The organism is Nesterenkonia haasae, assembly GCF_010119385.1.
GTDB classification, from domain to species: Bacteria; Actinomycetota; Actinomycetes; order Actinomycetales; family Micrococcaceae; genus Nesterenkonia; species Nesterenkonia haasae.
Genome location: NZ_VFIE01000020.1, coordinates 125,769 through 152,157, shown reverse-complemented (window position 1 = coordinate 152,157; position 26,389 = coordinate 125,769). Strand labels below are relative to the sequence as shown.

The window sequence follows — 26,389 nt, the reverse complement described above, 5'->3', positions numbered from 1 at the left end:
ATCAGAGTTAGGAACAAGCTAATGAGCATCAATGTCCATGACGAAGAAATCATTGATCGACCGGGTATGGACCCGACGCACGCCCCCGGTAAGCCTCCTCTTCCGCCGCTGCAGCACGAGTTCATAGAACACGGTGAGGTGGTTCTGGAAAAAGACGTTCCAATCACCATGCGCGACGGGGTGCGGATCTACGCTGACCTCTACCGTCCCGCAACGGGCGCTGTGGACCTTCCCGTACTGCTGGCCTGGGGGCCCTATGGCAAACACAACACTAAAGACCACCTCTTTCCTGGGGCCGATGTGGAGCAAGGCTGGATCTCGCCGCTGACCGGATTCGAGGCGCCAGACCCTGCCTACTGGTGCCCCAAGAATTACCTTCTTGCCTACGTGGATCCTCGAGGACTATGGAACAGTGAAGGCGAAGGCCGCCACAATGGTCCTCAAGAAGCCGAAGACCTCTACGACACTATTGAATGGTTGGGAAGTCCAGAACGTTCGAATGGTCGCGTCGGTATGCTGGGCGTCTCCTACTTGGCCGGGGCTCAGTTCATTGCCGCCGCACAGTCCCCTTCTGCTCTGAAAGCCATTAGTCCCTGGGAGTGCTTTACAGACTGGTACCGAGAATTCGCCTACCACGGTGGGATTCCGGAGACAGGATTCATTCCAAGAGCCTCGATGAACATGGGATTTTCCAGGACCCGTACCGAGGACACTGCAGCCAATGTGGCCGCCCGCCCATTGGATTCGGACTACTACCGCAGCAAGTACCCGCCCCTGGAAAACATCACAATTCCCGCCTATCTCGTGGCCTCGTGGAGCGATCACGGATTGCACTCGCGGGGCACGTTAGAAGCGTTCTCGCGCATCTCCAGCGCAGAGAAGTGGCTTGAAGTCCATGGTCAGAAGAAGTGGCGATATTTCTATCATCCTGAGGCAGTGGAGAAACAGCGCGCATTCTTCGACTACTACCTTCACGACCAGGGCCAGGGCCCTAGAGAATGGCCAAGAGTGCTCCTAGAGATCCGGGACATGGGAGATCGCTCAACTCACCGCACAGATGTGCCCTGGCCAGTGCCTGAGACGGACGCTCGGCGCGTGCACCTTGACTTCGACAGCGGCTCGTTGTCCGACACCGTAGGACCTGAGGCATCGCGGGAGATCGACAGCGCCACGGACCAAGAAACCCTGCGCTATACCTTTGACGCCACGGTGGACGTCATCGGCCCCATGCGGTTGCGTCTGTGGTTAGCAGCTGAAGAGTCCGATGACGCTGATGTCTTCGTAGCTGTCCGCAAGATCAGCGCAAGCGGTGACGAAGTACAGTTCCCTATCAACGCCCTTTTCAACGACGGCCCAGTGGCGCTGGGTTGGCTCCGCGCAAGCCACCGTGCAGTGGACGAGTCGGCCTCCAGCGAGCTACGTCCGGTGCATCCCCATGACGCCGTCGAACCTCTGGTGCCGGGCGAACCCGTGGCCTTGGAAATCGAGATTTGGCCCTCCGCGACTCGTTTTCACGCAGGCGAGCAACTAGCTCTGACAATTCTGGGACGGGACTTCCTCCAACGAGATCCTGATCTGATGTCTCCTGTGGTCCGCCATGAGCAGTTGCACAACCACGGATCATGGCGGCTGTATTCCGGCAGCGAGCACGACTCACATCTAGCGCTGCACACAGAGGTGCCAAATGACATCCCACGCTGACCCCTTGACGTACGAATGGAGAACATCATGACACGGCAGATGGCACTGACCACTTTTATTCTTCCCGCCGGCTACCACCGCGACAGCTGGCGCCGGGAAACCAGCCGCGCTGAAGAGCTGGCCAGCCTGCCGCTGATGGCGGACCTCGCGAAAAAAGCCGAACAGGCGAAGCTGCATGCTGTCTTTCTGGGTGACTGCGTCCACGCCAACTCCACCATGCGCGGAGACATCATGATGAACGGCTTCTACGAGCCAATCAGCACCCTTTCGGCGCTGGCTGCGGTCACGCAGCAAATCGGGCTCATCGGCACCATGTCGACCTCATTCACAGAACCGTACAACGTGGCCCGGCAGATGGCGGGGGTTGACCACATGTCGGGCGGTAGAGCTGGCTGGAACATCGTGACATCACGAGATGGCTTCGCCAACTTTGGAGGCTCTGGGGTGCCTGATCCCGAGGAACGCTACGACCGCGCCGAGGAACACGTGACGGTGGTCAAGAAGCTCTGGGACAGCTGGCGCGACGGCATCATCCATGTGGATCGGAAATCCGGGCGCTGGTTGGATACCGATGGATTAAATCCCATCGACCACGAAGGTAAACGATTCAGCGTTCAGGGACCCATCAACATGCCCCGCCCGCCACAGGGACACCCCGTCCTGGTGCAAGCCGGGTCCTCGACCACCGGCATGGCTTTCGGTTCCAAGCACGCTGACATCATCTACACGGCCCAACCGCAACTCGACGGCGCGAGGAACTTCTACCGTCAGGTCAAAGAACAAGTGGCCGGACATGGGCGCGACCCTGAAGCAGTCACTGTACTACCGGGAATCGTCCCCGTTATTGGGCGGACCGAAAAAGAAGCTCAGGAGATTGCGCAAGAACTGGGGAATTTCGTGGACTTGGATGCCGGGCGTGTTCAGCTTGCCGGGGATCTGAAACTGGAGATCGACGATATCGGGTTCGATGAAAAGATCCCTGCCGATCGCTTTTCCGAAGACCCCAAGCTCGGCAGCCGGTACCACATCTTTCGCCGGAAAGCCGTTGAGCAAGGAATGACTCTGGGCGAGTTAATTGTCGATCGGGCGCGTTCCACCGGCCACGTATGGTTTGTAGGAACAGCCAAGCAGGCTGCAGATGTCATGATTGAGTGGTTTGATTCCCACGCATGCGACGGATTTAACCTGAACGCACCCCATGTGCCTGAAGGCATGGAGGCGATTTGCGATCTCTTGGTGCCCGAACTTCAAGAACGTGGTTACTTCCACGCTGACTACCGAGGTAACACTCTGCGAGAGAACCTTGGCCTGAACAGGCCACAAGCGTAGGAGGCGTAACCCCTCGTGACTGACCCGCGCATGAACGACCCGTCGGCGGAGAACACCACCGAAGAAGTCCTTCGAGCCGCTGCGAAATTGACCAGCGGCGTGACAGTGATCACCACCGCCGTCGAAGACAAGATATATGGAACCACGGTGGCCGCTGTTGTCCCTCTTTCGGAGAGCCCTCCGATGATACTGGCGTGTATGAATCGCCAGAGCTCCACCCATGCTGCCGTGCTCGAGTCTGGCCAATTCGTGGTCAATGTTCTTGCCGAAGAGCAGGGGTGGATGGCGCGACAATTTGCTGGGAAGGGTGACAAATTTGTGGGCGTCGAACTCAGAAAGTGTGCTCTGACCGGGGCTCCGCTCCTCGATGGATCGATCGCCACACTCTCGTGCAGGCTCTCCAGCACCGCGGAAGGAGGCTCGCACACGATCTTGATAGGAGAAGCCCTTAATGCGCGCCTAGTCGGCGGCCGCCCGCTGACCTACTTCCAAGGTTCATTCGGCCGCTGGGACCGCCTTCGCGAACACGACACCTACGATAGCGTGCGTTTACTGGTACTGCGTCGGGAGGTTCCAGTGGGTCACCCACTGGACGTGGCAGACCTAGCTAAGCGCGTGGACGCCCGGGAGGATGACGTGCACAACGCGCTGATCAGATTATCCTCGGAAGAGTTGGTGCAGAGCACTTCGGACGGAGGATTTGCGCCCGCCCCCATCGGGTTCGACCTCGTTGAGAGCATTTACGAAGCCCGCACCAACATCGAGGTTGGAGTGGTAGCGAATTCAACAGGACGGCTCCGTGAGGATCAGCTGCGGCAACTAGAAGGAATTGTTGAGCGCATGGAAGAGCTCCGAAACGCGGATTCGCCGGATCCCGGAGAGTTCCTCTCACTCCACACTGAACTCCACAGCGCAATCATAAAGTCGTCTGGTTCTGATCAGCTGGCGGAATCGTATCGTCGACTGAGCATTGCGTGGGTTTGGCGGTCGGTATGGGAGTCCATGGACTGGCGCCGATACCTTGAACCTCGTCATCTGGACCGTATGGTCGTTGCTCTACGGGCAAGTGATTCCCCAGCTGCGATTGACTCCATTCAGCAGTACTACCAAGAAGCGAAGGAGCTGGCCAGGATCGCCCTCGAGGCTCGCGGTGGGACCATATAGATAGCAGGTTCTCAGCCTGCACGCTTCAGTCCAGGCTTGGGGTCATGGCTTGTCCCCTTGTGCCGACCCGGGCTCCTGATTTGCTTTGCAGAAAATTCAGTAGAGCGGTGTACTTGGCGGTACGGGGCGCGGCAGAGGGCCGTACCAGCCCAATGATCGTCGTCGGCACCTCATCGGCGAGTTCTATGTAGGTGACGCCGTGGCCTTCGTAGGTCCAACGTGAGGCTGGCCTTTGAAACAGTACTGCGTAGCCGAATCCGCGGCCCACCAAGCAGCGCGATACCTCGAAGCTGCTTGTGTAGTGGCCGATGGTTGGGCTCAGTCCCAGACTCTCGAAAACGCGCTGGGTATTGTTCCGTGCAGGTTGCACATCCAATGCCACCAAAGGCTCATGAATCAGATCACTAAGGCGTACTTGGCCCTTGGCAGCGAGTGGGTGATCATCTGCCACGATGACGTACGGGCGAATCTGCTGGACAGGTTCGAAGATCAGTTGAGATGAGGCGTCAACGCCGTAAATCAGTGCCGTCTCGATTTGCCCCCGCAAAAGCATCTCATGTAGTTCAGTCGCAGGTGCCTCGATGCACTCAAGCTGCAGTGCATCGTGGGACCTGCCGAAGTCTTCAAGAATGGCGGGCACATAGAAGGGTGCAAGCGTCGAAAAACAGCCAAGTGAGAACGCTCCGGTGAGTCCTTGGCTTAACCCAGAAGCGTCCGTGGCTAGTGTCTCTGCGCCCGCCAGAAGTCTTCGCGCGAGGGACAGCACACGCGAACCGGCAGGCGTCAACGATGTTCCGCGCCCCTTGCGCCTAATGATGAGTTGGACACCGAGATGACGCTCGAGGTCGTCCAGGGCAAGTGCAAGGGCCGACGCGCTTACGAAACAGTGCTCTGCAGCTGCTGCGAGCGAACCCTGTGAGGCGATGGCTTCGAAGTACTCGAGCTGTCGCAACGTGAAGGGAACGGAAGACGACATCTTAAGATTATCTCATGATCTATATCACGTAACCAAGTTTTACATACGATTTTTCTGAGGGTCTATCTTGATCCGCCTTGAACTCTGGTGCCTCAGGGCGTTGCCCGCGGCATGGTCCGACCTGGAGCCCTCAGTCTGTGCTCCAAAAGCGATAGGCCTCGGTGTGGTCTACCGGTCCGAGCGCCTCTAGTGCCGCGTTGAACTGGTTGGAGACCGCCTCGCTGACCGGTGCATAATGGCCGACCGCCTGTTGCAGTGCGGCAGCGATGCGCACATCCTTTGTGATGAGGGGCAGCGCGAAGCCGCTGGAGAAACGCTTTTCCACAATGTGGGGACCGAGAACATAGGTTGTGGCAAAGCTCTGCCCCGTTGAATCATTGAGTACGTCCACCATGGTGGCAGGGTCGAGACCGAAGCGTTGGCCTGCTGTGAGCGCTTCAGAGGCCGCAGCGAAGGAGGCGGCCGCCACAAAGTTGTTGAGTGCCTTCATAGCGTGGCCGGTCCCGAGCTTTCCGGTCCGGTAAATGCTCCGACTCATTTTCTCGATAATGGGAATGGCCCGTTCGGCTGCCGCATCATCGTCGGCTCCTAACATGATGGCCAGAGTGCCAGTGGCTGCCCTTTCTTTGGCGCCGGACACTGGCGCGTCCACCATCTGGACTCCGAGCTCGGCGAGCACCTTCCCCGTATCTACCGTTTCTGTGGGGTCAGAAGAACTCATGTCAACAATCACGGTTCCCTTTTCGAAGGGAATTCGCAGCTCGTTGTCCTGTGTGAGAAGAACGGAACGCACCACAGCGCTGGTGGGAAGCATCGTGAAGACCACGCTACAGGAGCTGAGCGTGGAAGGTTCTACCGCCGACGTGATCTTTTGGCCAGTTTTCGCGGCAAGTTCTTCGGCAAACGTGCGCGTGCGCGCAGGATCAGCGTCGTGCACACAAACGTCGTAACCTGATGCCGCGAGATTGGTGACCATAGGGCCGCCCATCGTTCCCAGCCCGACGAAGCCGATTGTCTCGACGCCCTTTGCTTCGCTCATTGCTGTTCCTCCTGGGATCCTTCGCCGTCGAGGTCAAGGGACACGCCCTTCTCAGCGAAGATCTCCTCTAGCGCATTCAGTCCCTCGACAGCTGCGGGAATTCCGCAGTACAGGGCTGCATGAATCGCTATTTCACGCAATTCAACTGGCGACACGCCGTTGGCAAGGGCGCCACGTGCGTGGATGCGAGTCTCATGGGGTTTACCAGTGGCCACCAGCATGGCGAAAGTCACTTTGCTTCGTTCTGTCGGCGACAGATGTGGGCGCTGCCATATGTCTCCGAAACAGTAACGAGTGACGAAGTCCTGAATTTTGTCATTCAGACCAGAGGTGTTGTCGGTCTGATCCTCCGCCCCGGCCTGGCCGAACATGTGTCGCCGTTGTTCGATTCCGACGTCGTAAAGCTCATCCTTGATGACCATGAATGCTTCCTTCCGCGTGATTTAGCTTCATTCTCGCGTCGGGGGCCTCCATGTGTCTTGTGTAGCGGCGCAATCTACTTCGTCAGAACCGCACGTCCTGGGAGGCGCCGCTAAAGGGAAAGATGAAAGGAGCGGTATTCGCGGGGCGCTACTCCGAAGCGGGTCTTAAAGACCTTACTGAAGTGGCTCGCGTCTGAGAATCCCCACCGCTGAGCGATCTGGAGGACCGAGAATGATGACTGGGCGGGATCGGAAAGGTCCAACTGACAACGTTCAAGTCGTCGGGCGCGAATATAGGTCGATACCGTCTGCCCTTCCTGGCTGAACAGGTACTGCAAGTACCGCACTGAAATGTAATGGGCATTGGCGATAAGAGTGGCGTTGAGTTCCGGAGCATGGAGATGGTCGTCGATGTAAAGCTTGAGTGTTCGCATCTCTACTTGTCGATCATGCTCCCGTTGATCCTCACCCTTGGCAAGGTGGGCATAGACGAAGGAAGTGAGCAAATCAAAGGTGCTGCGAAGCATCCGTGCTCCCGTCACCCCAGAGAGTTCATCAAGGTTCTCGGCCAGATGACGCATGAACGGCGAAATCATCTGTCCCACTCCCTGGTCACCTGGAAGGCACATAGCCGTCACTCGCTGGACCAACGAAAGGGGAATATCCAAGCTCTCTGCAGGAAAAGCCATGACGAAGCAACGCAGGGGGCCGGGAAAGTGAAGAGTGTAGGGATAGGAAGTCTCGTAGATCGCCAGATCTCCATCTTCCAAAAAGGCCTCACGGTCTCCCTGGCGAACGTAGCCGGTACCCGCCAGTTGAAGGCTCAGCTTGATATGAGGACGGCTATTTCTCCCGATGAGCTCCGGGGTGCGTTTAACATGATGCGCGCTCGCGACGATCTCGCTGAGAGTTGTCTCACCGATGATTCGCGATCTGATGCTCCCGCTGAAGCCCTCATCCGCACTGACCCGAACCGGTGTAATGCGGTTCGCCGCTACTACTCGCCATTCTCCTAAAGAATTGGCGGTATCAACGCGCACAGCTTCAGTCTTTGCCGGGTCCTCAAGCATGCCGTGTGTCAAGTGAGTATCCTTTGTGATGTACAACACATCATGCAAGCTGATTCTACAAGGTGTCTCATTGCTGCGGCAATTTAGGAAGATGGATCCGGAGACAGTCCCGCGGACCTAAGGTCCCCCATCAACCACGCCACGGCGCGACGTCGTCTGCCACAGCAAGCGGAGGATCGAAGACCGTCAAGGCTAGGGCCAGCATGCTGTAATAACCGCAGAGCCACACAAGCTCGGCCAATGTGCGCTCCCCAAGCCTCGTGGTGGCTCGATGATAGTCCTCGTCACGGAGCGCGCCATCAACCAGTAAGGTTCGCGTCGTCTGAAGAGCGTAGGCATCCTCTGCTGACAAACCGTGTGGTACGTGCCCACGGCCCAACGCTGCCAGCGCATCCTCGTCCAGACCAGCAGAACGGCCGAGTCCGGCGTGTGAGATCCACTCAAAGTCACACCGATGACGGGCAGCGACCAGGAGTATCGTAGCCTCCCGAACCAGTGGTGTGAGACCGCTGGAGAAGCGCAATGCCGCGCCCACCTGCTGAACCGCGTCGCCGATTGCTGGCGAGATGGTCATCAGAGCGAAGGGCCCGAGTAAGGCCCCAGACTCGTCTGTAAGCGGCGCCTGACTCTTTTGGCTCTGACGCGGCCCTGAGATAATCCGGTTGTGCAGCGAACGCTGCTCAGCGTCGAGTTCCTCCGGTCCCCGCAGCTGGTATCGGCCCGAGGTCACCGAACGAGTTCCTTTTCGGGGTCAACGACCGGGGTGCCGTACAGATGGAACTGGGGAGGAATCGGAGCGCCCCAGCCAGGCTTTTGGGACCATTCCTCCAGGTTCCACACGTACGGTTCGGCGTCGGGTGCGAAGACGAAGTAGCCACCGTTGGCCACTTCGATTCGATTACCTCCCGGTTCGCGGGTGTAACAGTAAAAGCCCTGGATGGCCGTATGTTTCGACGGGCCGGCCTCGATGTATATACGGGCATCGGCAAAAATGTCCGAAGCGCGCAGCACCTCTTCACGCGTCGGGACCACGTAGGCGAAGTGATGGAGGCGTCCGTTGCCCGAGGTGTTGTCCTGGGTGTAGATCAGTTCATGTCCCTGAAGAGAACTTGACATCCAGGCACCCACCTCCGAGCCATCGGCCCGGCGAATGATCTCGTAGCTACGCAAGCCGAAGGCCTCTTCCCAGAACTCGCGACACGCACGGACATCTTGGGCCAACAAGTTGACGTGATCACAGTGGTGGACGTTCGCACCCCTTCCGGCGTAGGCCTGAACATTGACCGGAATGACCGGCTTCTTGCCTTCAGGTGCCACATAGTTCTCGGTCTCGTAGTAGAGCCTGAAGACGTGCCCATCAGGGTCCTCGAATTGGTAAGCAGGGCCTTTGCCATACTCCTGAGTGACCCAACTTCCGCCCAAACCGTGTTTCTCGAGCCACTCCACGCGTCGGTCCAGGGCCTGGGGGCTCCACATACGCCAGGACACGTACTCTAACCCCGGCTTCTCCCGCTGGCTGAGCCGGAGTGTCCACCGCTCGTAGTCGCCGTAGGCACGCAGGTATACGGTGCTACCCTCGCGTTCAACGATGTCCATTCCGAGCAGATCTACGAAATACCAGAGGCTCCCGTCGAGATCTGGGGTATAGAGCCCGTGGTGGCCCAGGTGTGCCAGTTCGCGGATAGGTTCGGGGGGAGGTGTCTGGTGGTTCACGTCATTATTCCTTCTCGCCGGACGGGTGCCCACACGGTGGGCGAGGGGTGGCTAGTTGGGTGCAAGGTCAGCTCGTCGGAACACTGGAGTGATAATCCGTTCAGCAATGCGCCATCCGGCGGGGGTTAGCACGTATACATCCCGGAAGTCAGCGACCATGTAGACCTCGGGGTCAGTGGGAGCAGCTGCGTTGCTGGCGAAAGTGAACCAACTCGACCTGCCAGTCGCTCGGCCAGGTCCGTCGGCGCTCAGGAGCAGGTTTCCCATGCCGTGGCGTGTGGTGCGCGATTCTGTCCGGGCCTTGAAGGAGGCGATTATGGTTTCCAGATCTTGGAACTCGCGGCCCACTGAGACATAGTGCGCCTCTGGCATCAGAATCTCTCTCAGGGCATCAAACTCGTGGTCATCCAAAGCCCAAGCGAAACGCGCGTTGAGTTCCTGCAATGCCGACCGGTCGGCAGGCGCCAGTTCGCTCATCTCTTTTCAACCGGGTTCGACAGAGTTCCGATGCCTTCGATGGCGACCTCGACAGTCCCGCCCAGCTCTACCAGGTCCACGTTCTGGACGGCGCCGCCCTGAGCTGAGGCCTTCAAAGCCGTGCCCATGGCGATGATGTCGCCAGGTTCCAGGGTGAGGTAATGGGAGGCGAAAGAGATCACCTCTGCCACCGAGAATCGCAAGTTGGCGGTGCTGTCGTCAGTGACGATGCGTCCGTTGTGACTGCAGGTGATCCGGAGAGCATGAGGATCTGGAAGATCTTCGGCTGTTGTCACCCAGGGCCCGAGGGGTCCGAAGGTGTCAGCACCCTTGTAACGCGCCGGATAGCTGACCCAGCTATCTACGTACCGGGTGCCTCCTGCTTCCTCGGGTGCTGGATGAATCGCTCGGTAGTTGAACGTGTCGGTGCCGCGCATCGTGGGAGACGTGAGGTCGTTGATGATGGTGTAGCCAAAAACGTGCGCCAATGCCTCGTCGACGGCAATGTCTGCACCGCCGCGACCGATCACTACAGCTAACTCGGGCTCTGGGTGAACCCGTCCATACATGTCTTTGACGATGATCGAGCGACCGTGACCGAGGAGGGATGACGAAGGCTTAGTGAACATCGCCGGCGTATCCGGGCCAGACTTGATGCGGTCCGGATTGGCAGAGTTGTTGAGCGCCACGCACAGCACCTTCCCGGGACGGCGCACCGGCGGCAACCACTGGAACTCGTCCCGGTTCAGCCGGGCCCCGTCGTTCAAGGCCTGACCGGCCGCCGTGCGCCACGTGTCTTCCCCCGCAGCAATCAGGGCGTCGAGATCCTGATATCCCTCCAGGACAACAGTTTCACTGTCGGTCTCAACCACGACAGTCGTTGTCCCATCGTCCAGCTCGACCGTTCCTAGCTTCATCGCACTCCGTTTCCTACTTCACCGCCGTAACCCTAGGTACGTACTTGACGCGCCATAAGATTCAGAAGGTGATCACCTTGGGGTTTGCCACTGCCTTGAGTCCGTGCGATCCAAACTCCAGACCGTAGCCCGACTGCTTCACCCCGCCGAAGGGCACCATCGGGTTCAGTGTGCCGTGCTGGTTCACCCATACCGTGCCCGATTCGATGCGCTCTGCGAGCTTTCTGGCCTCGTCCTTGTCACCCCAGATGGAGGCGCCGAGGGCTTGGTCCGATGCATTCGCACGAGCAACTGCATCTTCGACATCGGAATAGCGGATGACCGGCAGGACCGGACCGAACTGCTCTTCGTCAACCAATCGAGCGCCATCGTCAATATCGGCAACGATCGTTGGCTTGTAGAAGTGCGGCCCGAGATCTGGGGCCGCTTCTCCACCGGTCACTATGCGGCCACCGCGCGCCTTGGCATCCTCGACCAGTTCGGACACGATTCGGAACTGCTGGGCGGTCGTGAGCGGACCGAGTTGGCTGTCTTCATCCAGCCCGGGCCCAAGCTTCGCGGCCTCAGCTAATGTGCCCAGCGCCTCGACCAACTCGTCATACACCGAGTCGTGAACGTAGAGGCGCTTGAGCGACGCGCAGGTCTGCCCGGTGTTGATGAACACTCCTCCGAAAATTTGTTCCGCGACCGCCTTCACATCAGTTCCGGGAAGGACAATTCCTGGATCGTTCCCGCCAAGTTCCAGGGTTAGTCGAGCGAGGTTGTTCGCCGAGCTCTTGACGATCTCACGCCCGGTGCGTGTCGATCCTGTGAACATCAGCTTGTCGATGCCCTCGTGAGCGGCGAGAGCGGCGCCAATTTCACGGTCACCGGAGATTCCAGTCAGCACACCTTCCGGCACATGGCGCCTGAGTAGCTCGATGAGCGCGAGCACGCTCAACGGCGTGTACTCACTAGGCTTCGCCACTACGGTGTTGCCCATCCGTAAAGAGGGGGCGATCTGCCAGATGGCGATCATTGCCGGCCAGTTCCACGGGCTGATAGCCCCGACTACCCCGACGGGGGCAAAGTGCATTTCCGAGCGAGTTCCGTCGGCCTCGAACAACAGCTCGGGTTCCAGCGGGGTCTCGGCGGCGCTGCGCAACCAGACTGCGCAACCGCCGACCTCAAAGCGCGATCCCATTCCGCCAAGCGGTTTTCCCTGCTCCTGAGAGATGATCTGAGCGAGGTCCTCAGCGTGTGCCTCGACCTCGTCAGCCATCTTATGGAGGATCTCCGAGCGCTTGGCATGTCCGAGTGCGGCCCACGCAGGCTGAGCCTCGTGGGCCGCGGCCACCGCGGCTTCTAGGTCGGCGATGGTGTGCTGGGGAACGTACCCCATCGTCTCTCCAGTCGCGGCATCTGGAATGGCGCGACCCTGCTCACTGGAGACAGTGATGGCCTCGAGAAGCGAGTTTTTAGTGTGGTTGGCCACGTCTGTGTCCTCCTGGTTTCAATCCGTCACTGTTCGTTGAACTCATCGATGCAGGCCGAAGTGGCATCTTCGACATCTGGGTCCGAAAGCTCTTCGAGGTCTTGCAGGTACTGGTCGAGGACGGCGTCGGCGTTTTCAAGGCCATGGCCAGTGGCGAGCTCAACCCAGCTCTCCTGGAGGTCGTCACCGGCTTCCGTTTCCCACTCTTCGGTGAGGCTCTCGTCCCAGCGGTCGAATGACTCCACCTGGCCGTCCATCATGATCGGGCACTGCTCATTGAGTGCCTGATCATGGAAACCTTCGGCGCCGGCACCCGCGGCGAGCTCTGCGGCTACCTCGTCAATGATGCCCTGAAGGTCTTCGTCCATGGATTCGTAGGTGTCGAGGTTCATCCACATTCCGAAGGCGGAATACTCACCAGTACCAGGGTCAGCCCAGTGCGAAAGCACTTCACGGAGCTGGTAGTCAACTGGAAAGTCCAGCCCTGCTGCTGTCGAGTCGATCAGACCGCGCTCAACGGCCTCGTAGACCTCGTTAGCGGCGACGGTGACGACGTTGACGTCCGTTCCCTCTTCGAACAGCTGTATTGCGAGGGGGCCGGAGACGCGAGTGGACAGGCCTGCGAGGTCATCGCGGTCCTCGACCGGTTCGTTGGTGCCGAGCAGAAGGCGTCCAACCGGCCAGGTGCCGATGTGGTGCAAGTTGTTCCGCTCCATGACCGCCTGAGCGTCTTCATTGTTGACGTGCATCTCGTGCAGAGCGTGAGTGACGCCCTGCCAGTTCTGATTAATGAACGGGATCGAGACCACCGATGTTGAGGGAAAACGTTCGGGAGTGTAGTCCGGAATGGTGACGCCAATGTCCGCCCGGCCGTCACCGACGCACTCCGCGATCTCGGGGGCATCACACAGTGCATAGGGTTCGTTTCGATCAACTTCGATTCGACCGTCACTGCGTTCTTCGATTTCATCGAGGAACCAGTTCTCGACTGCCGCGTTAGGAGTTTGGCCCAACGCAGCGGTCACGCGGACCAAGGTGACCTCTGGCCCCGCGTCGCCGTCGCCGTTGCCACCGCCTGTGACGCCTTCATCACATGCGGTGGAGAGCAAAAGAGCGCCGGCTGCAGCGATAACGCCGGTCGTCTTGGTGAACGAGTTTTTGCCTGGTGCGAACATCATTGTTCCTTTCTTTCTGCGTTGTCTCCACCATGCGCCATGCGACGCAGTGTTAGTTGTCTCACAGTGCACGATCTATGTTCTGGTGGCGAAGGGGTCACCACTGGCCTTCGAGGCCCTAAAGTGCCGTCGAGCCGCCGTTCATGTTCCACCGGATGCGGGCATACTTCCGGCCCGCATTTCCTATCTAATGAGGGAGGGAAGGAACATGGTCAGCGCTGGCACGAAGAACAAAATCGCCGTGATGATGAGATCCATGACCAGCAGAGGGATAACACCGATGAATACAGTTTCGGCACGAACTCTGGCGCTGCCGGCGATCACGAAGCTGATGATGCCCACCGGTGGCGTGACCATGCCGATCTCGATGAGCTTCACGATCATGATGCCCAGCCAAATTCCCTCGAAGCCGAACTCCATCGCGATGGGGTAGAGAAGGGGGACCGACAACACCAGAATGGACATCGATTCCAGGAACATGCCTAGCGGGATCAGACACAGTAGGAGCAGGCCCATAATGAGCATCGGGTTCATGTCGAGGCTGGTCACCCAATTGGCCACCGCGTTGGTCACCCCGGCGGTCACGAGGAAGGCGGAGAACAGTCCAGAGCCGATAACGATGAAGAAGACCATGGAGGTCGTCTGAGCAGTATCCAGCAAGGAGTCTTTGAAGGCAATAAATGTCTCCCGGATTCCTTTGCCGCGGTACTCCACGATCAGGATGATGAGGCCGGTCAATGCCCCGACGGCGGCAGCCTCGGTCGAGGTGAATATCCCGGAGTACATTCCGCCCATGACGATCAGGAAGAGGATTGCTACGTGCAGGACTCCGCGCCAAGGAAGGTCGCGGATGCGGGTGGCGCGACGAGCGAGTTCTTCGCGCGCCTCGTCAACGGCGGCCGTCAGTTTCTCGCCGCTGCTGTCCATCCCGTCGTCGACGTTCTCGCGGTGAGCCATCTCCTTGCGGATCATTCTCTGACCGAAGAGCATGATGTAAACGATGTAGAAGACGGCCGAGAGCAGCCCGGGGATGATCCCGGCCGCCAACATGGCGGCGACCGACTCGCGGGCCAGCACGGCATACAGCACCAAAAACGTTGAGGGGGGAATCATGACCCCGAGAGTGCCCGCGATGGCGACGATTCCGGTCGCCAACGTGGCGGGGAAGCCGCTGGCACGCATCTGGTTGACCGCGAGACGCGAAATGGTGGCCGCAGTGCCGATCGAAGAGCCAGAGACGGCTGAGAAACCTGCACAGGCCATAACGGTGGCGACTCCAAGCCCTCCGGGAGCCTTGCGTGCGAAATGGTTCGCCACGGCGAAGACGTTAGTGGCGATATTGGCCCGTACGGCGAACATTCCCATCAGGATGAACATCGGGATGATGGTGAAGGCGAAGCTCGCTGTATCGGCGAAGGGCACCGAGCCCATATTGCTCGTTGCGTAATCCAAGCCCCGCAACAGAATCAGTCCCACGCCACCGGCCAGACCGAGGCTCAGCGCCACAGGCATCCGGATACTCAACATTACGAGGAGGATGACGAGCGTCAGGATGACAACCTGATTGATATCCATAGTTTACGGTTTCCATCCTTGTCTTAGAGTTTTGCGCCCTCTTCAAGCTCGGCCGCTTCGCCGCGAGCTTCCTCTTCAGTGTGCGCAGGCAGAATGTCCATGCCGCGCAGCACTCGCACAAGGTTGATGACGCAGACCAAGAAGAACACTGCCAGACCGACGGCGACCACCCACCTGAGCGGCCACATCGGCCACTGCACAAGACCCATCCGAATCTCGTTTCGCTCCGTGGCGCTGATGGCCCGCAACGTGGTTGCGTAGGTCAGCCACGCTGCTAATCCACCGCTAAGCCCCCAGACCACAACGCCGAGAAACCGGTTGACACCTTTTCCGAGTCGGTCGGTGAACAGGGTGACTGAGACATGCGCCCCCGAGGTCCCCGCCCAGGCCAAACCGAAGAAGATCGAGACGATCAAAGCTGACTCCGATAGCTCCACCATTGCTGGCAGACTCGAACCCGTCAGAAAACGAGTGACGACATCCGCCACGATGGCAAGCATCAGCACAACAATCGCCGATGCGGCGATCACGCCCATCACCCGACTGACGCCGATAATCACACGTTCCACGACCGACATCCTTTCCCACGGTTCGACCGCCGATTGCCGCCTGACCAAACCGTTCTTCTCTAGATTGTGACGGTGCCCTTGATGATCAACGTTTCCAAAATCTTGGAGTCCGCCACTAAAAGGCTATACATGTGCGCGTAGATACGGAGCACCGGTTCCTTTTAACATCAGTGACAACGTGAAACTAGTGGCCATTCTGATCCACAGTAGATACCTAAACAAACACGAAGGGAAATGAGACCCGTTCGATTCCTGACCATACACCATGATGTCCTCTTGTGAGTCCGATCACAAGTCCATCGCGGATTTAGACAGATTTTCGGGCAAACTATGGGCGTGTCGCGACGCCCCGACGCCCTTGGGCCCTGTTTATCCGGAGGTCATCGTTTCAGGCGGGATAGGGGGCATAGGGCACTTTGGCTCAATTGGGCCGCGCATCGGAAGGATTCAGTCGTTCCTTTTCCGCGGATGCGCGCTCTAGAATGACTTTCGTCCAATGTCCCCCCCCCACAGGAGTTTCGCTATGCATCGCGTCGTCGTTCTCTATCCCCATCCCGAAGATCCAAAGGCGTTCGAGGAGCACTATCGCAATGTGCACCTGCCTTTGGCGAAGAAGCTTCCGGGCATGCTCGACCACCGGTTTTCGCTGAATATCGACGCTGGCGAGCAGGAGAGTCCCTATTTCGCGATCTTCGAGGCGGATTTCCAAAGCAAAGAAGCCTACGAGTTCGCTATGGCCTCGCCGGAAGGGCAGGCCGTTGGAGCCGATGTGCCAAACTATGCGACCGGCGGTGCCATCGTGATGCATTTCGCCGCCGAATCGATCTGATGGGCGGGGTCGTGAGGTCTCAGGGTGCTATCCGTAGATTTTCTTATGAGCTACATCACATATAAGAGCTTTTCTTGGGGAGGGCCTGGGTCAAGAATGGGAGAGAAGTCTTGACTAGCATCACCTAAGGAGCAACACCATGACAAAGAACCTTGACGACGCAATCGCTGAGGCAGGTAGTGCGCACAAGCTGCTTTGGGATTCCCCCGCGCCGCCCGCTGTTGTGCCGCGCGTAGTCCCCGAATTCAGCAACTGGCGTGACGAGCAGCTGTCCTGGCGGACCAACGCCGTAATCTTCGACCAGTCGCATCACATGGCCGATCTCAACATCAAAGGCCCGGACGCTAAGAAGCTCATCAGCGATCTCGCCGTAAACAGCGTAGAGAAATTCCCCGTGGACACCGCCAAGCAGTTCATCGCCGTGAATCACGACGGGTATGTCATCGGCGACAACATCCTGTTCCATTTGGAGGAGGACGAGTATCAGGCGGTGGGTATTCCACCCTCTATCAACTGGCTGCACTTTCACGCCGAGACCGGCGGATACGATGTGCGCGTGTGGCGCGATGACAACTCGCTCTACCGCTCTGGTGACCCGGTGGTGTACCGCTTCCAGGTCCAAGGGCCCGGCGCGATGGATGTCATGAAAGAAGCTATCGGAAGTGAGCCGCCGAAGCTGAAGTTCTTCGGTATGACGCGGTTTACCATCGGGGGCAAAGAAGTCCGCGCATTGCGTCACGGAATGGCCGGTGAGCCCGGCTTTGAGATGTGGGGGCCTTGGGAAGACGTCGACGCTGTCCACGGTGCGTTACTGAAAGCCGGCGAGAAGTTTGGGATGGTTCAGGTAGGCGCTCGCGCTTACCACACCAATGCCTTGGAGTCCGGGTGGCAGCCGCGCCCTCTGCCAGCCATTTACACTGGCGAGAAGATGGCCGATTTCCGGCGCTGGCTTCAGGACAGCGCCTACGAAGCGACTTCTCCGCTGGGCGGCAGTTACTACTCGCAAAACATCGAAGATTACTACATCACGCCCTTCGAGCTGGACTACGGCAGGGTGGTGCGGTTCGATCATGATTTCGTCGGTCGTGAAGCACTGGAACGCATGGTCGAGGAAGGCCTCCCTGAGAAGGGGCGCAAAAAGGTCACTCTCGTCTGGAACAACGAGGACATGACGGAGGCCTTCGGCTCGGCCCTCTTTGGTCCGGCCCCCGGTGCTAAATTCTTCAACCTCCCTATGGCCCTGTACGACACTTTCCACTATGACCAAGTGCAAACCGCGAACGGTCAGCAGGTGGGGCTCTCGCTGTGGACAGGGTACTCCGCCAATGAGCGGGCAATGCTGTCGCTGGCCCACATGGAGCCCGAGTTTGCGGAGCCCGGTACTGAGGTCACCGTCGTCTGGGGTGAGGAGACGCGCTCCAAGAAGTCGCAGGTGGAGGACCATGTACAAGTAAAGATTCGCGCTACGGTCCAGCCCGCTCCGCTCACGGAATATGCGCGTACTGTCTACCGCGCCGATTCCTGATCGGGGTTCATTCCTCTGAATCTCGCTAAGGCGTTGAATTCCGGGAGGGCACTGAACTCCAGCTGTGGCGAGCATCGAGTGCGTGTCTGGTCTTGTTCAGACATAGGCAGGGTTGGGTCAGTGTCACCCCGGGAACACTCCGGGCCGAAAAGTTCTACGTATTCACGGAGTGCGTCTATTGGCCCGACGGGGTTATCGCTTTAGAGTAAGGGCCAGTTATTGTGTGTGACTTGAGTCACTCACAGAGTGAGAGGATGTCCAGAATCTGAGCACTCACGTCATAAATGTGGTTACGCTCAGTTCAGCCAGCAGAAGGTCGCCAGAATTCAAGGCCTATGAAAGGAAGTCGGACGATGACCTCGACCACAGAGCGACCTGAGGTGTCCAGTGCATCGTCGTCCTCGCCTCCACATATCAGCGTGGCCGAAGCCGTCGGATCCGCTCTCGGTGAGTTGGGCGCAGCTCATATCTTCGGTGTAGTGGGCAGCGGAAATTTCCATATGACCAATGCTCTCATTCGCGCTGGAGCCGGGTTCACCGCTGCCCGGCATGAGATGGGCGCTGCCTGTATGGCTGATGCCTACGCTCGATCCACCGGGCGACTGACCGTCGTCTCTGTCCACCAAGGGTGCGGACTCACTAATTCGCTCACCGGAGTGACCGAGGCGGCTAAATCTGGCACACCAGTGATCGTTTTAGCCGGCGATACCCCGGGGTGGAACACGGCGTCGAACTTCTATATCGACCAAGACGCGGTCGTCAAGGGATTAGGCGCGGTGGCAGAACGGGTGCATCGCCCCGAAACGGTATGGCAGGACGTCGCCCGAGCTGTCCAGACTGCGGTGCACCGGCGCAAGACGGTGGTCCTCTCGGTTCCGTTGGACCTCCAAGAACAGCAGGCACCTTTGCGGCCCGCCTCCGGGCTCGAATTGCTGAGGCCCGTGCATTCCGGAGCGTCTGGTCCTGCCGTGTCGGAAGTCGCTAAGGCCTTGGCTACCGCGGAACGCCCGGTTATTGTGGCTGGACGGGGCGGGGTGCATGCGGTGACGGAACTGCGCGCCCTCGCCGAACAGGCTGGGGCGTTGTTAACCACCTCAGCAGTTGCACGCGGGCTCTTTGCCCATGATCCGTGGTACTTGGACGCCATGGGCGGTTTCGCGACGGATGGCAGTGCAGAGTTGGTTGCCCAGGCAGACTTGCTTGTCGTTTTCGGTGCGGCCCTGAACAAATGGACCACTCGCAACGGCTCCCTCCTGCTCGGCAAGCGAGTGATCCAGGTGGACGATCGGCGGGAAGCCTTCGGGTTTCATTTCCCCGTGGATGACGCGGTGCTTGGCGACACTCGGCTTACCGCTGAAGCCGTGCTTGGGGAGCTGCGCGGTGAAGCAGGTGGGTCGCGCACGGGGTACCGTACCGAATCTGTTGCCCAAAAGGTGCGAGCCTCACGGCATTGGTGCGAACAACCATTCGAAGATACCTCTACCGAGACCCACATCGACCCCAGGCTATTGACTGTTGAGCTCGATAAGAAGTTGCCGGATCACCGGGTGGTTGTGCCGGACGGGGGAAACTTTAACGCCTACCCAGCTATGCTCTTTCGAGTTCCGGACAATACTGGGTACTGTCTGGGTCTCGCTTTTCAGTCGATTGGCCTGGCCTTGTCTATGGGCGTTGGTGCCGCAACTGCGCTCCGCGACCGACTACCGATCGTCGGCGTGGGTGATGGTGGGTTCATGATGAGCCATGTGGAGCTGGACACTGCGGTACGAATGCAACTACGGATGGTTGTGGTGGTGTACAACGATCATGCCTATGGTGCCGAGGTGCACCACTTTGCCCACGAAACGGATGAGCTCGACACCGTGGTGTTTCCCGAGACCGACATTGCCTCCATCGCCCGTGGATACGGTTGTGAAGCTGTCACAGTCCGCACAGCCGACGACCTTGCAGTTGTCGACCAATGGCTTGAAAGTAATGTTCCAGTTCCCCTGGTTATCGACGCTCGGATCACTGAGTTCCCGTCCTGGGTCCTGGCTCACTCATTCGAAGGCGCGGAGTAGGAAGCGGCGCGCTGGATGAAAGCTGCGGTGCTCCATGGCGCGCACGATCTGCGAATCGAGAATGTCGAAGAACCAGTCCCAGGTCCGGGAGAAGTTAAACTCCTCAACGCGTTCTCCGGTATCTGTGGATCTGATCTTCATGTATATGAGGACCCCTCGAATCTGAGTCTGGACCTCTCAAAGCCACACCCCATCACCGGATCTGCGCTTCCGCAGATTCTCGGACACGAGTTTTCGGGCACCGTTATTGAGATGGGGGAGGGTGTGAGTGATGTTGAGGTGGGGGATCGGGTTGCTGTCTGTCCGACATATTCTTGCCGCGAGTGCGCGGCCTGCAGGACAGGTTTGAGTAACGCCTGCGCAGTGAGGGGACTGCACGGAATGCACTCTCACGGTGGAGGTATCGCGGAGTACACCACTGTTCCCGCTTACATGCTGCATCACTTGCCCGACAATGTTGACCTTCGGATGGGCGCACTGGTCCAACCACTTGCCGTGTCCTGGCACGGAGTGAAGTTGGCCAAGCCTCAGCCTGGGGATTGTGCTTTGGTTGTGGGTGCTGGGCCCGTAGGAATAGGAGTGTGGTTTGCGCTACGTGCACATGGGGTGGAGAGGATTGTCGTCTCAGAACCAAATCGGGAACGGAGGAAAACCATATCCGCTCTGGGTGCTGAGGTGGTAGATCCGAGTTGCCAAGACGTGGCAGCGGTGGTTCGAGCAGCAACCAATGACATCGGCGCTTCAGCAGCGTATGAATGTGCCGGCGTTCCTGCCGCACTCGAATCTGCGCTGGCAAGCGTTTCACCAGGCGGGCTCACTGTCATCCTAGGCTTGCACACACGTTCCGTCGAGCTTCATCCGATGGCTCTGGTTGAAAAAGAAATGGGTGTGGTCGGCTCCTCTGGCTACCTCCCGGACGACTTCGACGACGTCATCGCCGCTATGGCCGACGGCGCCATAGAACCTAGCGGATGGGTCGAAGAAGTCGGGATCGAGGAGACCGGGGCAGCCATCCAGAGGCTCAGCACTGGGGCTGGATCGAAAATCTTGATTCGCAGTCATTCAGCGGGCGAGGGATTGTGACTAGTTGGCCCCAGCGCGTCGCCGTCATCGGCGCTGCAGGCACCGTGGGGTCTTCTGTCTGCGCTCAGCTGGCCAGCCGCGGCGTCGGCCAGGAAATCTATATGCAGGACGTCAAAGACAACCTCGTCGAGGCTCACCGAATCGACATCACCGATGGGCAAACGGTCCTAGGTGTCGACTCGCCAAAGCTGATCACGGGAGAAGCTCCCGCAGGAACTGTCAACGCGGTCGTCGTTGCAGCGTCGCTGCCAGAAGATCCTGAAGGGGATCGGCGAGAATTTCTTGAGGCCAACGCCGGTCTGCTTGACTCACTCGCACCTGCTATTCAGAAGCAGCTTTCACCGGCCGGCATAGTAGTCCTTCTGACAAATCCGGTGGATATCCTGGCTCACTGGATGAGCCGAACGCAGAGTCTTCCCAGGGAGCGACTCATCGGCTATGCCCTCAATGACACTGCACGATTCCGCTACGCCGTTGCCCAGGAGTTCGACGTCGCGCCATCCCATGTAGATGCCATGGTCCTCGGTGAACACGGAGCAGGGCAGGTGCCGATATTTTCCTCGGTGCGCATCGACGGCGAAGCCGTCACATGGACAGATCATGCTCGAAGGCGGCTGGAACACCATATGGAAGGGTGGTTCTCCCGTTACCTCGCTCTCAAGGCCGGCCGCACCTCGGGCTGGGCAAGCGGCCTCGGTGTGGCCAAGCTACTCGAGGACCTTGGTCGGGGGCGTTCACTGGTCACCACCGTGTCGAGCCATGATGTCGAGGGTCTCCCGGATACGTTCATGAGCCTCCCTGTGGCATGGCACGGCACAGGCTTCCACGCCCATTTGCCACCGCTCGCCGCAAACGAAATGGAGAGCCTCGTCGCCATCGCACAGAACATTAGAGGGCAAGCGCAGGCACTCAATATTTGAGCTTGGCCCTTGCCACTCAGCTGCTCAGTTTCTTGCGCCACCCACCGTCGGTGTATGTCTGGCGGACTACTTCGGAAAATGGTGCCGGGCTGACGTCCACACCGACTTCATATTGGCGGTGCGCCTCCACGGAGGACTTTGCTGTTCCACCATCAGGTTCACCCCACACCACCTTTAGCTGAGACCCAATCTCGACCTCGGGGTCAACAACGGCCAAAGACAGTGCGCGCTTCTCATTCCAGCTGTAACCAGTAAACATAGACAAGCCGACAATGTCACCGGACTCATTGACAATCGAGTCGAAGTTCGAAGCACCGTAATTGGCGTTGGGAAGGTCGAAGAACTTGTAGGGAAGGTTTTCCTTCTGGTACATCGAGGCGTGAATAGTGGCGAGATCGTCTCCGTCCCAGGCCAGCGTGACTTTCTTGCGCTGAGCAGCAGGGTCCAGAGCTTTGAGAGCATCAGCACCAATGAAGTCATGGTCGTACTTAATGAACTGGCCGTAGCCGAGCTCCCATGGAGTGCTGTAGTAGCTCTCCACAGACGCCGGAACGTAGGAGCCCGCGATCGCGGAGTTGGCCTCGTAACTGTCAGCGCCGAGCCACTTGCGATAATCAGCTAACTCCCCACCGGAATATATTCCTGGTAGCGGGGAAGGTATCCATCCGGATTCCAACGTGTTAGAGGAGTAGGCCCGGGCGCCGGCGGGCACCAAACCAAACTCCGCACCAGCCCCAATGATGGTCTCCCTTATGAAGTCGTAGTCTTCATAAGGGCCCCAGAGCTCCAGACCAGGAGCGCCCGCCATCCCGTGTCGCAAAGTGCGGACCTGCTTACCACCAACGTTCATCCAGCTCATGTTGAAGAACTTGAGTTGTTCCAGTGGTCCGCCGTGGACTTTCTCGATGACATCCCAGGCATGAGGACCTTGGATTTGCAGGCGCCACTCTTGGCGGCTTACCGGTTTTCCCATGGGCCGGGATGGAGAGCGGCGGTCCACGGTCAGGTCCACGTTGTAGCCGCCGGTTTCGGCACGAAACGTGAGCCAGTTCGCGACGGGGCTACGGCCAACGTAGACGAACTCGTCCTCAGCTTCTCGGAAGAGAATGCCATCGCCAATGACATGGCCATACGGAGTGACTGGAACAAACTGCTTGGCCTTGTTGAGCGGGAAGTTTGCCACCGAGTTGATACCGGTGTCAGATATCAATTTCAGCGCATCCGAGCCCTTAATGTAGAGGCTGTCCATATGGTGGGACTGGTCGAAGAGCACTGCGCTCTCACGCCACGCCTGAACCTCACTTCGCCAATTGGTGAACTCCGCCGCGACGACCGGGTACACATATGCCCCGACCTGAACGTTGCGAAGGTGCTCCACTACGTCCCCTGAAGCATCCAGCACGTCCTGCAGTGTCTTGGTGGACATCTCATATTCCTTTCGCTGACACAGTTAGCATGTTGCGGACGCCCCCGAACGTCGGCCGCGAGACATTGCCCTGAGCGCAGATGACTGAGTTTCGTTCGGGATGGCCTGCGGCTGCTAGACAAGGCGTCACTCGTGGATACATCACGTAGATGAAGTGACATGACTCACAATTAGACTAGGTTCTAGACATATTCACGGCATCAGACAAAAGACGCCATTAGGTGCGAGACGTTTGTCGCGAATGGTCCTCGACCACTCAACTCATGCCTCTCCTGCTCTTCTGGGTAGCCGTTGTGAGTGCGTTGACCATTGCAGGACCTTGTGTTTTGCTAATTGGAGAGCACACGCCGGTGGAAATCACATCGCAGCTCTACATCATTGTTGGTGACAACGCCGTCGACAACGAATAGGACTCCATGTCAGAGAACCAGAAATCGCTCCTGGTCATCAGTGCTCACGCCGGTGACTTCGTATGGCGAGCAGGCGGAGCCATTGCCGCAGCCACCCAGAGGGGTGAACGGGCCGTCGTGGTGTGCCTTTCCTATGGCGAACGCGGTGAGTCGGCTAGCCAATGGTTACAGGGCAAGAGCCTCGACGAGATCAAGGGACTCCGTCGCGACGAGGCTGAGGCCGCAGCGTCGGCGCTGGGCGCCGAGATCGAGTTTCTGGACCTCGGGGACTATCCTCTGCGCGAGTCACCGGAGGCTATCGCGCAGCTCATCGACGTTTACCGACGTGTGCAACCGTCGGTCGTGCTGACCCACACTCTCGCTGACCCCTACAATGGCGATCACCCAACCGCTGCGCGCATGGCACTTGAAGCGCGTGTTCTCGCGCAAGCAATCGGCGTCGCGAACGCAGACGGCTCCTTCCCCACTGCGGACGACATCATTGGCGCGCCTCCAGTCTTCTTCTTTGAACCGCACCAACCCGAACAGTGTGGTTTCAGTCCCAGCGTCCTGCTCGACATCACTGAGGCATTCCCCCTGAAGCGGAAAGCGATGGAGTGTCTTCCGGCGCAAAAGCACATGTGGTCCTATTACACCGACCTTGCAGTCCGCCGCGGCGTGCAGGTCAAGCGGAACGCTGGCCCGAATCTAGGACTCTCACACGAGACCATGGGTGAGGCCTACATGCGGCACCTTCCACAGGTGGCGAGTGTGCTGGAATGACACACGTGGTCGTCACCGACATCGTCCGCGCCGATCTTGAGATAGCCAGGGCTCTCGCCGAGTTCGGTTCGGCGACCGTTCATGAGGCGCTCGGACGCGCCGGGTACGCCGGTCCGCGTATCCGACCCATACAGCAGGGCGTGAGGATTTCAGGCACAGCCGTCACCGTACAGGCGGCGCCAGGTGACAATCTCATGGTGCATGCCGCCATTGAGCAGGCCCACGATGGCGATGTCATCGTCGTTGTCCCCACGACCGAGTCCCCCTTCGGTTTCATCGGCGACCTGATGGCGACTCAGATGCAGAGGCGCGGGGTGCGGGGGTACGTGACATCCGGCGGTGTGCGCGACTCCCAGGAATTGCGGGCCATGGGATTTCCGGCCTGGACGGCCGAGGTGAGCGCACAGGGGACTGTGAAGGACACTGCTGGCTCGGTGAACGTGCCGATCGTTCTGGGCGGAGCGGTGGTGGAACCCGGCGATATTGTGGTGGCCGACGACGACGGGGTGACCATTGTCCCGCGTGAGCGTGCCGCGGAGGCTCTCGAGGCCTCGCAGGCGCGCGCAGCGAAGGAGGCGGCGAATCGGGTGCGTTTCGAGGCAGGCGAGATATCTATGGATCTTAACAACCTCCGCCCTGTCCTGGCAGACCTCGGCGTGCAGTATGTGACGCAGGCAGAGTTCGAGGAAACCCATGACCGCCGATGAGGGCATTCGCTGCATGCTGATGCGGGGGGGCACCTCAAAGGGTGCCTTTTTTGTGGCGGGGGATGTGCCAGATGACGCCGCGGAGCGTGCCGAACTTCTCTTGCGGGTGATGGGGAGTCCGGATCCCCGCCAGATTGACGGGCTGGGGGGAGCGCACCCGCTGACGAGCAAGGTGGCGGTGGTCTCCGCCTCCGACGACAGCGACGTCGACATCGACTACCACTTCCTACAGGTGGCGGTGGATGCTCCCGTGGTCTCGGACGCCCAAACCTGCGGAAACCTCCTTGCCGGAGTCGGAGCTTTCGCCGTGGAGCGAGGACTCATCTCTGCACATGGGGAGCTCGCCACCGTGCGCATTCGTCTGATCAACACCGGCGATCTCGCCACAGCGAGGTTTCGGCTGCGCGATGGGATGCCCCACTATGACGGGGAGCTGGCAATCGAGGGGGTCCCAGGTACCGCGGCAGGCGTCGAGCTGAGAATCGGTGGCGGTCGACCGCTCCTCCCGACGGGGAACACGTCGGACACGGTCGCAGGCCACTCCGCTACTCTCATCGACAACGGTATGCCGGTCGTCCTACTCCGGGCCGCAGAGTTCGGCGTTGCGGGCGATGAGCCGCCCGCCGAACTCGAAACACGATCGGACCTTTGCGATTCGGTCGAGCACGTACGCCTGACTGCGGGACCGATGATGGGTCTCGGGGACGTCTTGACACAGACCGTGCCCAAAGTTTTCCTGCTCTCGCCTCCGCGCAACGGCGGGGTGGTGGGCACCCGCGCCTTCATTCCGCACCGTGTGCACACGTCGATCGGGGTGCTCATGGCGGCCTCAGTCGCGGCCGGGGTGAGTATTCCAGAGGCTGTCGGCTCGGAGATGTCGCAGCTTCCGGACTCCACTGAGTATGACATTGAGCATCCTGGCGGGAAGTCCTCCGTGAACGTGGAAGTCTCACGTGCGTCCGATGGATCGTGGCGTGGCACCTCTACGTCCATTCGTACCGCCCGCAAGATTTTCGACGGCCGCGTCTTCGCGCGACCGCGCCTGTAACGTGTCAAATACCAGCCA

At 59.2% G+C, this 26,389-nt stretch carries 25 protein-coding genes; 11 read left to right on the top strand and 14 right to left on the bottom strand.

Going from position 1 to position 26,389, the window contains the following annotated elements; all coding sequences use genetic code 11:
- Positions 1 to 21: 21 nt before the first annotated feature.
- From FH975_RS09270 to FH975_RS09260, 3 genes are read left to right on the top strand one after another with little or no spacing between them, the layout of a single operon-like run.
- Positions 22 to 1,701, top strand: a complete 1,680-nt coding sequence (locus FH975_RS09270; protein WP_162321123.1) for a CocE/NonD family hydrolase — start codon at positions 22 to 24, stop codon at positions 1,699 to 1,701.
- Between the two features lie 27 nt (positions 1,702 to 1,728).
- Entirely contained in the window at positions 1,729 to 3,030 is a 1,302-nt protein-coding gene (locus FH975_RS09265) for an NtaA/DmoA family FMN-dependent monooxygenase (RefSeq protein ID WP_162321122.1), read from the top strand.
- Between the two features lie 15 nt (positions 3,031 to 3,045).
- Positions 3,046 to 4,194, top strand: a complete 1,149-nt coding sequence (locus FH975_RS09260; protein WP_162321121.1) for a flavin reductase — start codon at positions 3,046 to 3,048, stop codon at positions 4,192 to 4,194.
- Between the two features lie 25 nt (positions 4,195 to 4,219).
- Here the strand turns inward: FH975_RS09260 and FH975_RS09255 are convergent, their stop codons facing one another.
- From FH975_RS09255 to FH975_RS09200, 12 genes are all read right to left on the bottom strand, one after another.
- Positions 4,220 to 5,170, bottom strand: coding sequence for a LysR family transcriptional regulator (locus FH975_RS09255; protein ID WP_162321120.1), 951 nt, complete (start codon positions 5,168 to 5,170; stop codon positions 4,220 to 4,222).
- Between the two features lie 130 nt (positions 5,171 to 5,300).
- Positions 5,301 to 6,209: an NAD(P)-dependent oxidoreductase gene (locus tag FH975_RS09250; RefSeq protein ID WP_162321119.1), complete on the bottom strand. Its 909-nt coding sequence runs from the start codon at positions 6,207 to 6,209 to the stop codon at positions 5,301 to 5,303.
- Positions 6,206 to 6,631: a carboxymuconolactone decarboxylase family protein gene (locus FH975_RS09245; RefSeq protein ID WP_235928622.1), complete on the bottom strand. Its 426-nt coding sequence runs from the start codon at positions 6,629 to 6,631 to the stop codon at positions 6,206 to 6,208. Before FH975_RS09245 ends, FH975_RS09250 begins: the two co-directional genes overlap by 4 nt.
- A gap of 110 nt (positions 6,632 to 6,741) precedes the next feature.
- The gene (locus tag FH975_RS09240; RefSeq protein ID WP_162321118.1) at positions 6,742 to 7,713 is read right to left on the bottom strand and encodes an AraC-like ligand-binding domain-containing protein; all 972 of its coding nucleotides are present in this window, start codon (positions 7,711 to 7,713) and stop codon (positions 6,742 to 6,744) included.
- A gap of 118 nt (positions 7,714 to 7,831) precedes the next feature.
- On the bottom strand, positions 7,832 to 8,431 hold the full coding sequence (locus tag FH975_RS09235; RefSeq protein WP_162321117.1) for a carboxymuconolactone decarboxylase family protein: 600 nt from the start codon (positions 8,429 to 8,431) through the stop codon (positions 7,832 to 7,834).
- Positions 8,428 to 9,414 carry a VOC family protein gene (locus tag FH975_RS09230; protein WP_162321116.1) on the bottom strand — a complete coding sequence of 329 codons (987 nt, stop codon included), beginning with the start codon at positions 9,412 to 9,414 and terminating at the stop codon, positions 8,428 to 8,430. Before FH975_RS09230 ends, FH975_RS09235 begins: the two co-directional genes overlap by 4 nt.
- Positions 9,415 to 9,465: 51 nt before the next feature.
- Positions 9,466 to 9,891 carry a nuclear transport factor 2 family protein gene (locus FH975_RS09225; protein WP_162321115.1) on the bottom strand — a complete coding sequence of 142 codons (426 nt, stop codon included), beginning with the start codon at positions 9,889 to 9,891 and terminating at the stop codon, positions 9,466 to 9,468.
- On the bottom strand, positions 9,888 to 10,808 hold the full coding sequence (locus FH975_RS09220; protein WP_162321114.1) for a fumarylacetoacetate hydrolase family protein: 921 nt from the start codon (positions 10,806 to 10,808) through the stop codon (positions 9,888 to 9,890). The genes FH975_RS09225 and FH975_RS09220 overlap by 4 nt, the downstream gene beginning before the upstream one ends.
- A 61-nt stretch (positions 10,809 to 10,869) precedes the next feature.
- On the bottom strand, positions 10,870 to 12,282 hold the full coding sequence (locus FH975_RS09215) for an aldehyde dehydrogenase family protein (RefSeq protein WP_328821847.1): 1,413 nt from the start codon (positions 12,280 to 12,282) through the stop codon (positions 10,870 to 10,872).
- Between the two features lie 26 nt (positions 12,283 to 12,308).
- Positions 12,309 to 13,460 carry a TRAP transporter substrate-binding protein DctP gene (dctP, locus tag FH975_RS09210; protein WP_162321113.1) on the bottom strand — a complete coding sequence of 384 codons (1,152 nt, stop codon included), beginning with the start codon at positions 13,458 to 13,460 and terminating at the stop codon, positions 12,309 to 12,311.
- Positions 13,461 to 13,640: 180 nt separating this feature from the next.
- Positions 13,641 to 15,032 (bottom strand): TRAP transporter large permease, encoded by a 1,392-nt coding sequence (locus FH975_RS09205; protein WP_162321112.1) that lies wholly within the window; start codon positions 15,030 to 15,032, stop codon positions 13,641 to 13,643.
- Between the two features lie 23 nt (positions 15,033 to 15,055).
- Positions 15,056 to 15,601 carry a TRAP transporter small permease gene (locus tag FH975_RS09200; protein WP_162321111.1) on the bottom strand — a complete coding sequence of 182 codons (546 nt, stop codon included), beginning with the start codon at positions 15,599 to 15,601 and terminating at the stop codon, positions 15,056 to 15,058.
- Between the two features lie 523 nt (positions 15,602 to 16,124).
- Here FH975_RS09200 and FH975_RS09195 point away from each other — a divergent pair.
- From FH975_RS09195 to FH975_RS09185, 3 genes are all read left to right on the top strand, one after another.
- The gene (locus FH975_RS09195; RefSeq protein ID WP_162321110.1) at positions 16,125 to 16,430 is read left to right on the top strand and encodes an EthD family reductase; all 306 of its coding nucleotides are present in this window, start codon (positions 16,125 to 16,127) and stop codon (positions 16,428 to 16,430) included.
- A 139-nt stretch (positions 16,431 to 16,569) separates the two neighbouring features.
- Positions 16,570 to 17,955 (top strand): aminomethyl transferase family protein, encoded by a 1,386-nt coding sequence (locus tag FH975_RS09190; RefSeq protein ID WP_162321109.1) that lies wholly within the window; start codon positions 16,570 to 16,572, stop codon positions 17,953 to 17,955.
- A gap of 353 nt (positions 17,956 to 18,308) precedes the next feature.
- Complete coding sequence (locus FH975_RS09185; RefSeq protein WP_202923152.1) at positions 18,309 to 20,015, top strand: thiamine pyrophosphate-binding protein; 1,707 nt, start codon at positions 18,309 to 18,311, stop codon at positions 20,013 to 20,015.
- Here FH975_RS09185 and FH975_RS16610 read toward each other — a convergent pair.
- Positions 19,995 to 20,156 (bottom strand): hypothetical protein, encoded by a 162-nt coding sequence (locus tag FH975_RS16610; RefSeq protein ID WP_235928621.1) that lies wholly within the window; start codon positions 20,154 to 20,156, stop codon positions 19,995 to 19,997. The genes FH975_RS09185 and FH975_RS16610 overlap by 21 nt on opposite strands.
- Between FH975_RS16610 and FH975_RS09180 the strand changes: the two genes are divergently transcribed.
- Entirely contained in the window at positions 20,136 to 21,098 is a 963-nt protein-coding gene (locus FH975_RS09180; protein ID WP_328821850.1) for an alcohol dehydrogenase catalytic domain-containing protein, read from the top strand. The two genes, FH975_RS16610 and FH975_RS09180, sit on opposite strands and share 21 nt — an antisense overlap.
- Positions 21,095 to 22,018 carry a malate dehydrogenase gene (locus FH975_RS09175; RefSeq protein WP_162321107.1) on the top strand — a complete coding sequence of 308 codons (924 nt, stop codon included), beginning with the start codon at positions 21,095 to 21,097 and terminating at the stop codon, positions 22,016 to 22,018. Before FH975_RS09180 ends, FH975_RS09175 begins: the two co-directional genes overlap by 4 nt.
- 16 nt (positions 22,019 to 22,034) lie before the next feature.
- Here FH975_RS09175 and ligM read toward each other — a convergent pair whose 3' ends face one another.
- Complete coding sequence (ligM, locus tag FH975_RS09170; RefSeq protein WP_162321106.1) at positions 22,035 to 23,444, bottom strand: vanillate/3-O-methylgallate O-demethylase; 1,410 nt, start codon at positions 23,442 to 23,444, stop codon at positions 22,035 to 22,037.
- Between the two features lie 416 nt (positions 23,445 to 23,860).
- Here ligM and FH975_RS09165 point away from each other — a divergent pair, with 416 nt between their 5' ends.
- From FH975_RS09165 to FH975_RS09155, 3 genes are read left to right on the top strand one after another with little or no spacing between them, the layout of a single operon-like run.
- Positions 23,861 to 24,616, top strand: a complete 756-nt coding sequence (locus FH975_RS09165) for a PIG-L deacetylase family protein (RefSeq protein WP_162321105.1) — start codon at positions 23,861 to 23,863, stop codon at positions 24,614 to 24,616.
- The gene (locus FH975_RS09160; RefSeq protein WP_162321104.1) at positions 24,613 to 25,323 is read left to right on the top strand and encodes a 4-carboxy-4-hydroxy-2-oxoadipate aldolase/oxaloacetate decarboxylase; all 711 of its coding nucleotides are present in this window, start codon (positions 24,613 to 24,615) and stop codon (positions 25,321 to 25,323) included. Before FH975_RS09165 ends, FH975_RS09160 begins: the two co-directional genes overlap by 4 nt.
- Positions 25,310 to 26,371, top strand: a complete 1,062-nt coding sequence (locus tag FH975_RS09155) for a PrpF domain-containing protein (protein WP_162321103.1) — start codon at positions 25,310 to 25,312, stop codon at positions 26,369 to 26,371. Before FH975_RS09160 ends, FH975_RS09155 begins: the two co-directional genes overlap by 14 nt.
- Positions 26,372 to 26,389 lie beyond the last annotated feature (18 nt).

Coding starts and splice junctions, on each gene's coding strand:
- FH975_RS09270 (WP_162321123.1), top strand. CDS start 22: ATGAGCATCAATGTCCATGACGAAGAAATCATTGATCGACCGGGTATG.
- FH975_RS09265 (WP_162321122.1), top strand. CDS start 1,729: ATGACACGGCAGATGGCACTGACCACTTTTATTCTTCCCGCCGGCTAC.
- FH975_RS09255 (WP_162321120.1), bottom strand. CDS start 5,170: ATGTCGTCTTCCGTTCCCTTCACGTTGCGACAGCTCGAGTACTTCGAA.
- FH975_RS09250 (WP_162321119.1), bottom strand. CDS start 6,209: ATGAGCGAAGCAAAGGGCGTCGAGACAATCGGCTTCGTCGGGCTGGGA.
- FH975_RS09245 (WP_235928622.1), bottom strand. CDS start 6,631: ATGGTCATCAAGGATGAGCTTTACGACGTCGGAATCGAACAACGGCGA.
- FH975_RS09225 (WP_162321115.1), bottom strand. CDS start 9,891: ATGAGCGAACTGGCGCCTGCCGACCGGTCGGCATTGCAGGAACTCAAC.
- FH975_RS09220 (WP_162321114.1), bottom strand. CDS start 10,808: ATGAAGCTAGGAACGGTCGAGCTGGACGATGGGACAACGACTGTCGTG.
- dctP (WP_162321113.1), bottom strand. CDS start 13,460: ATGATGTTCGCACCAGGCAAAAACTCGTTCACCAAGACGACCGGCGTT.
- FH975_RS09205 (WP_162321112.1), bottom strand. CDS start 15,032: ATGGATATCAATCAGGTTGTCATCCTGACGCTCGTCATCCTCCTCGTA.
- FH975_RS09195 (WP_162321110.1), top strand. CDS start 16,125: ATGCATCGCGTCGTCGTTCTCTATCCCCATCCCGAAGATCCAAAGGCG.
- FH975_RS09190 (WP_162321109.1), top strand. CDS start 16,570: ATGACAAAGAACCTTGACGACGCAATCGCTGAGGCAGGTAGTGCGCAC.
- FH975_RS09185 (WP_202923152.1), top strand. CDS start 18,309: ATGACCTCGACCACAGAGCGACCTGAGGTGTCCAGTGCATCGTCGTCC.
- FH975_RS16610 (WP_235928621.1), bottom strand. CDS start 20,156: ATGAAGATCAGATCCACAGATACCGGAGAACGCGTTGAGGAGTTTAAC.
- ligM (WP_162321106.1), bottom strand. CDS start 23,444: ATGTCCACCAAGACACTGCAGGACGTGCTGGATGCTTCAGGGGACGTA.
- FH975_RS09165 (WP_162321105.1), top strand. CDS start 23,861: ATGTCAGAGAACCAGAAATCGCTCCTGGTCATCAGTGCTCACGCCGGT.
- FH975_RS09160 (WP_162321104.1), top strand. CDS start 24,613: ATGACACACGTGGTCGTCACCGACATCGTCCGCGCCGATCTTGAGATA.
- FH975_RS09155 (WP_162321103.1), top strand. CDS start 25,310: ATGACCGCCGATGAGGGCATTCGCTGCATGCTGATGCGGGGGGGCACC.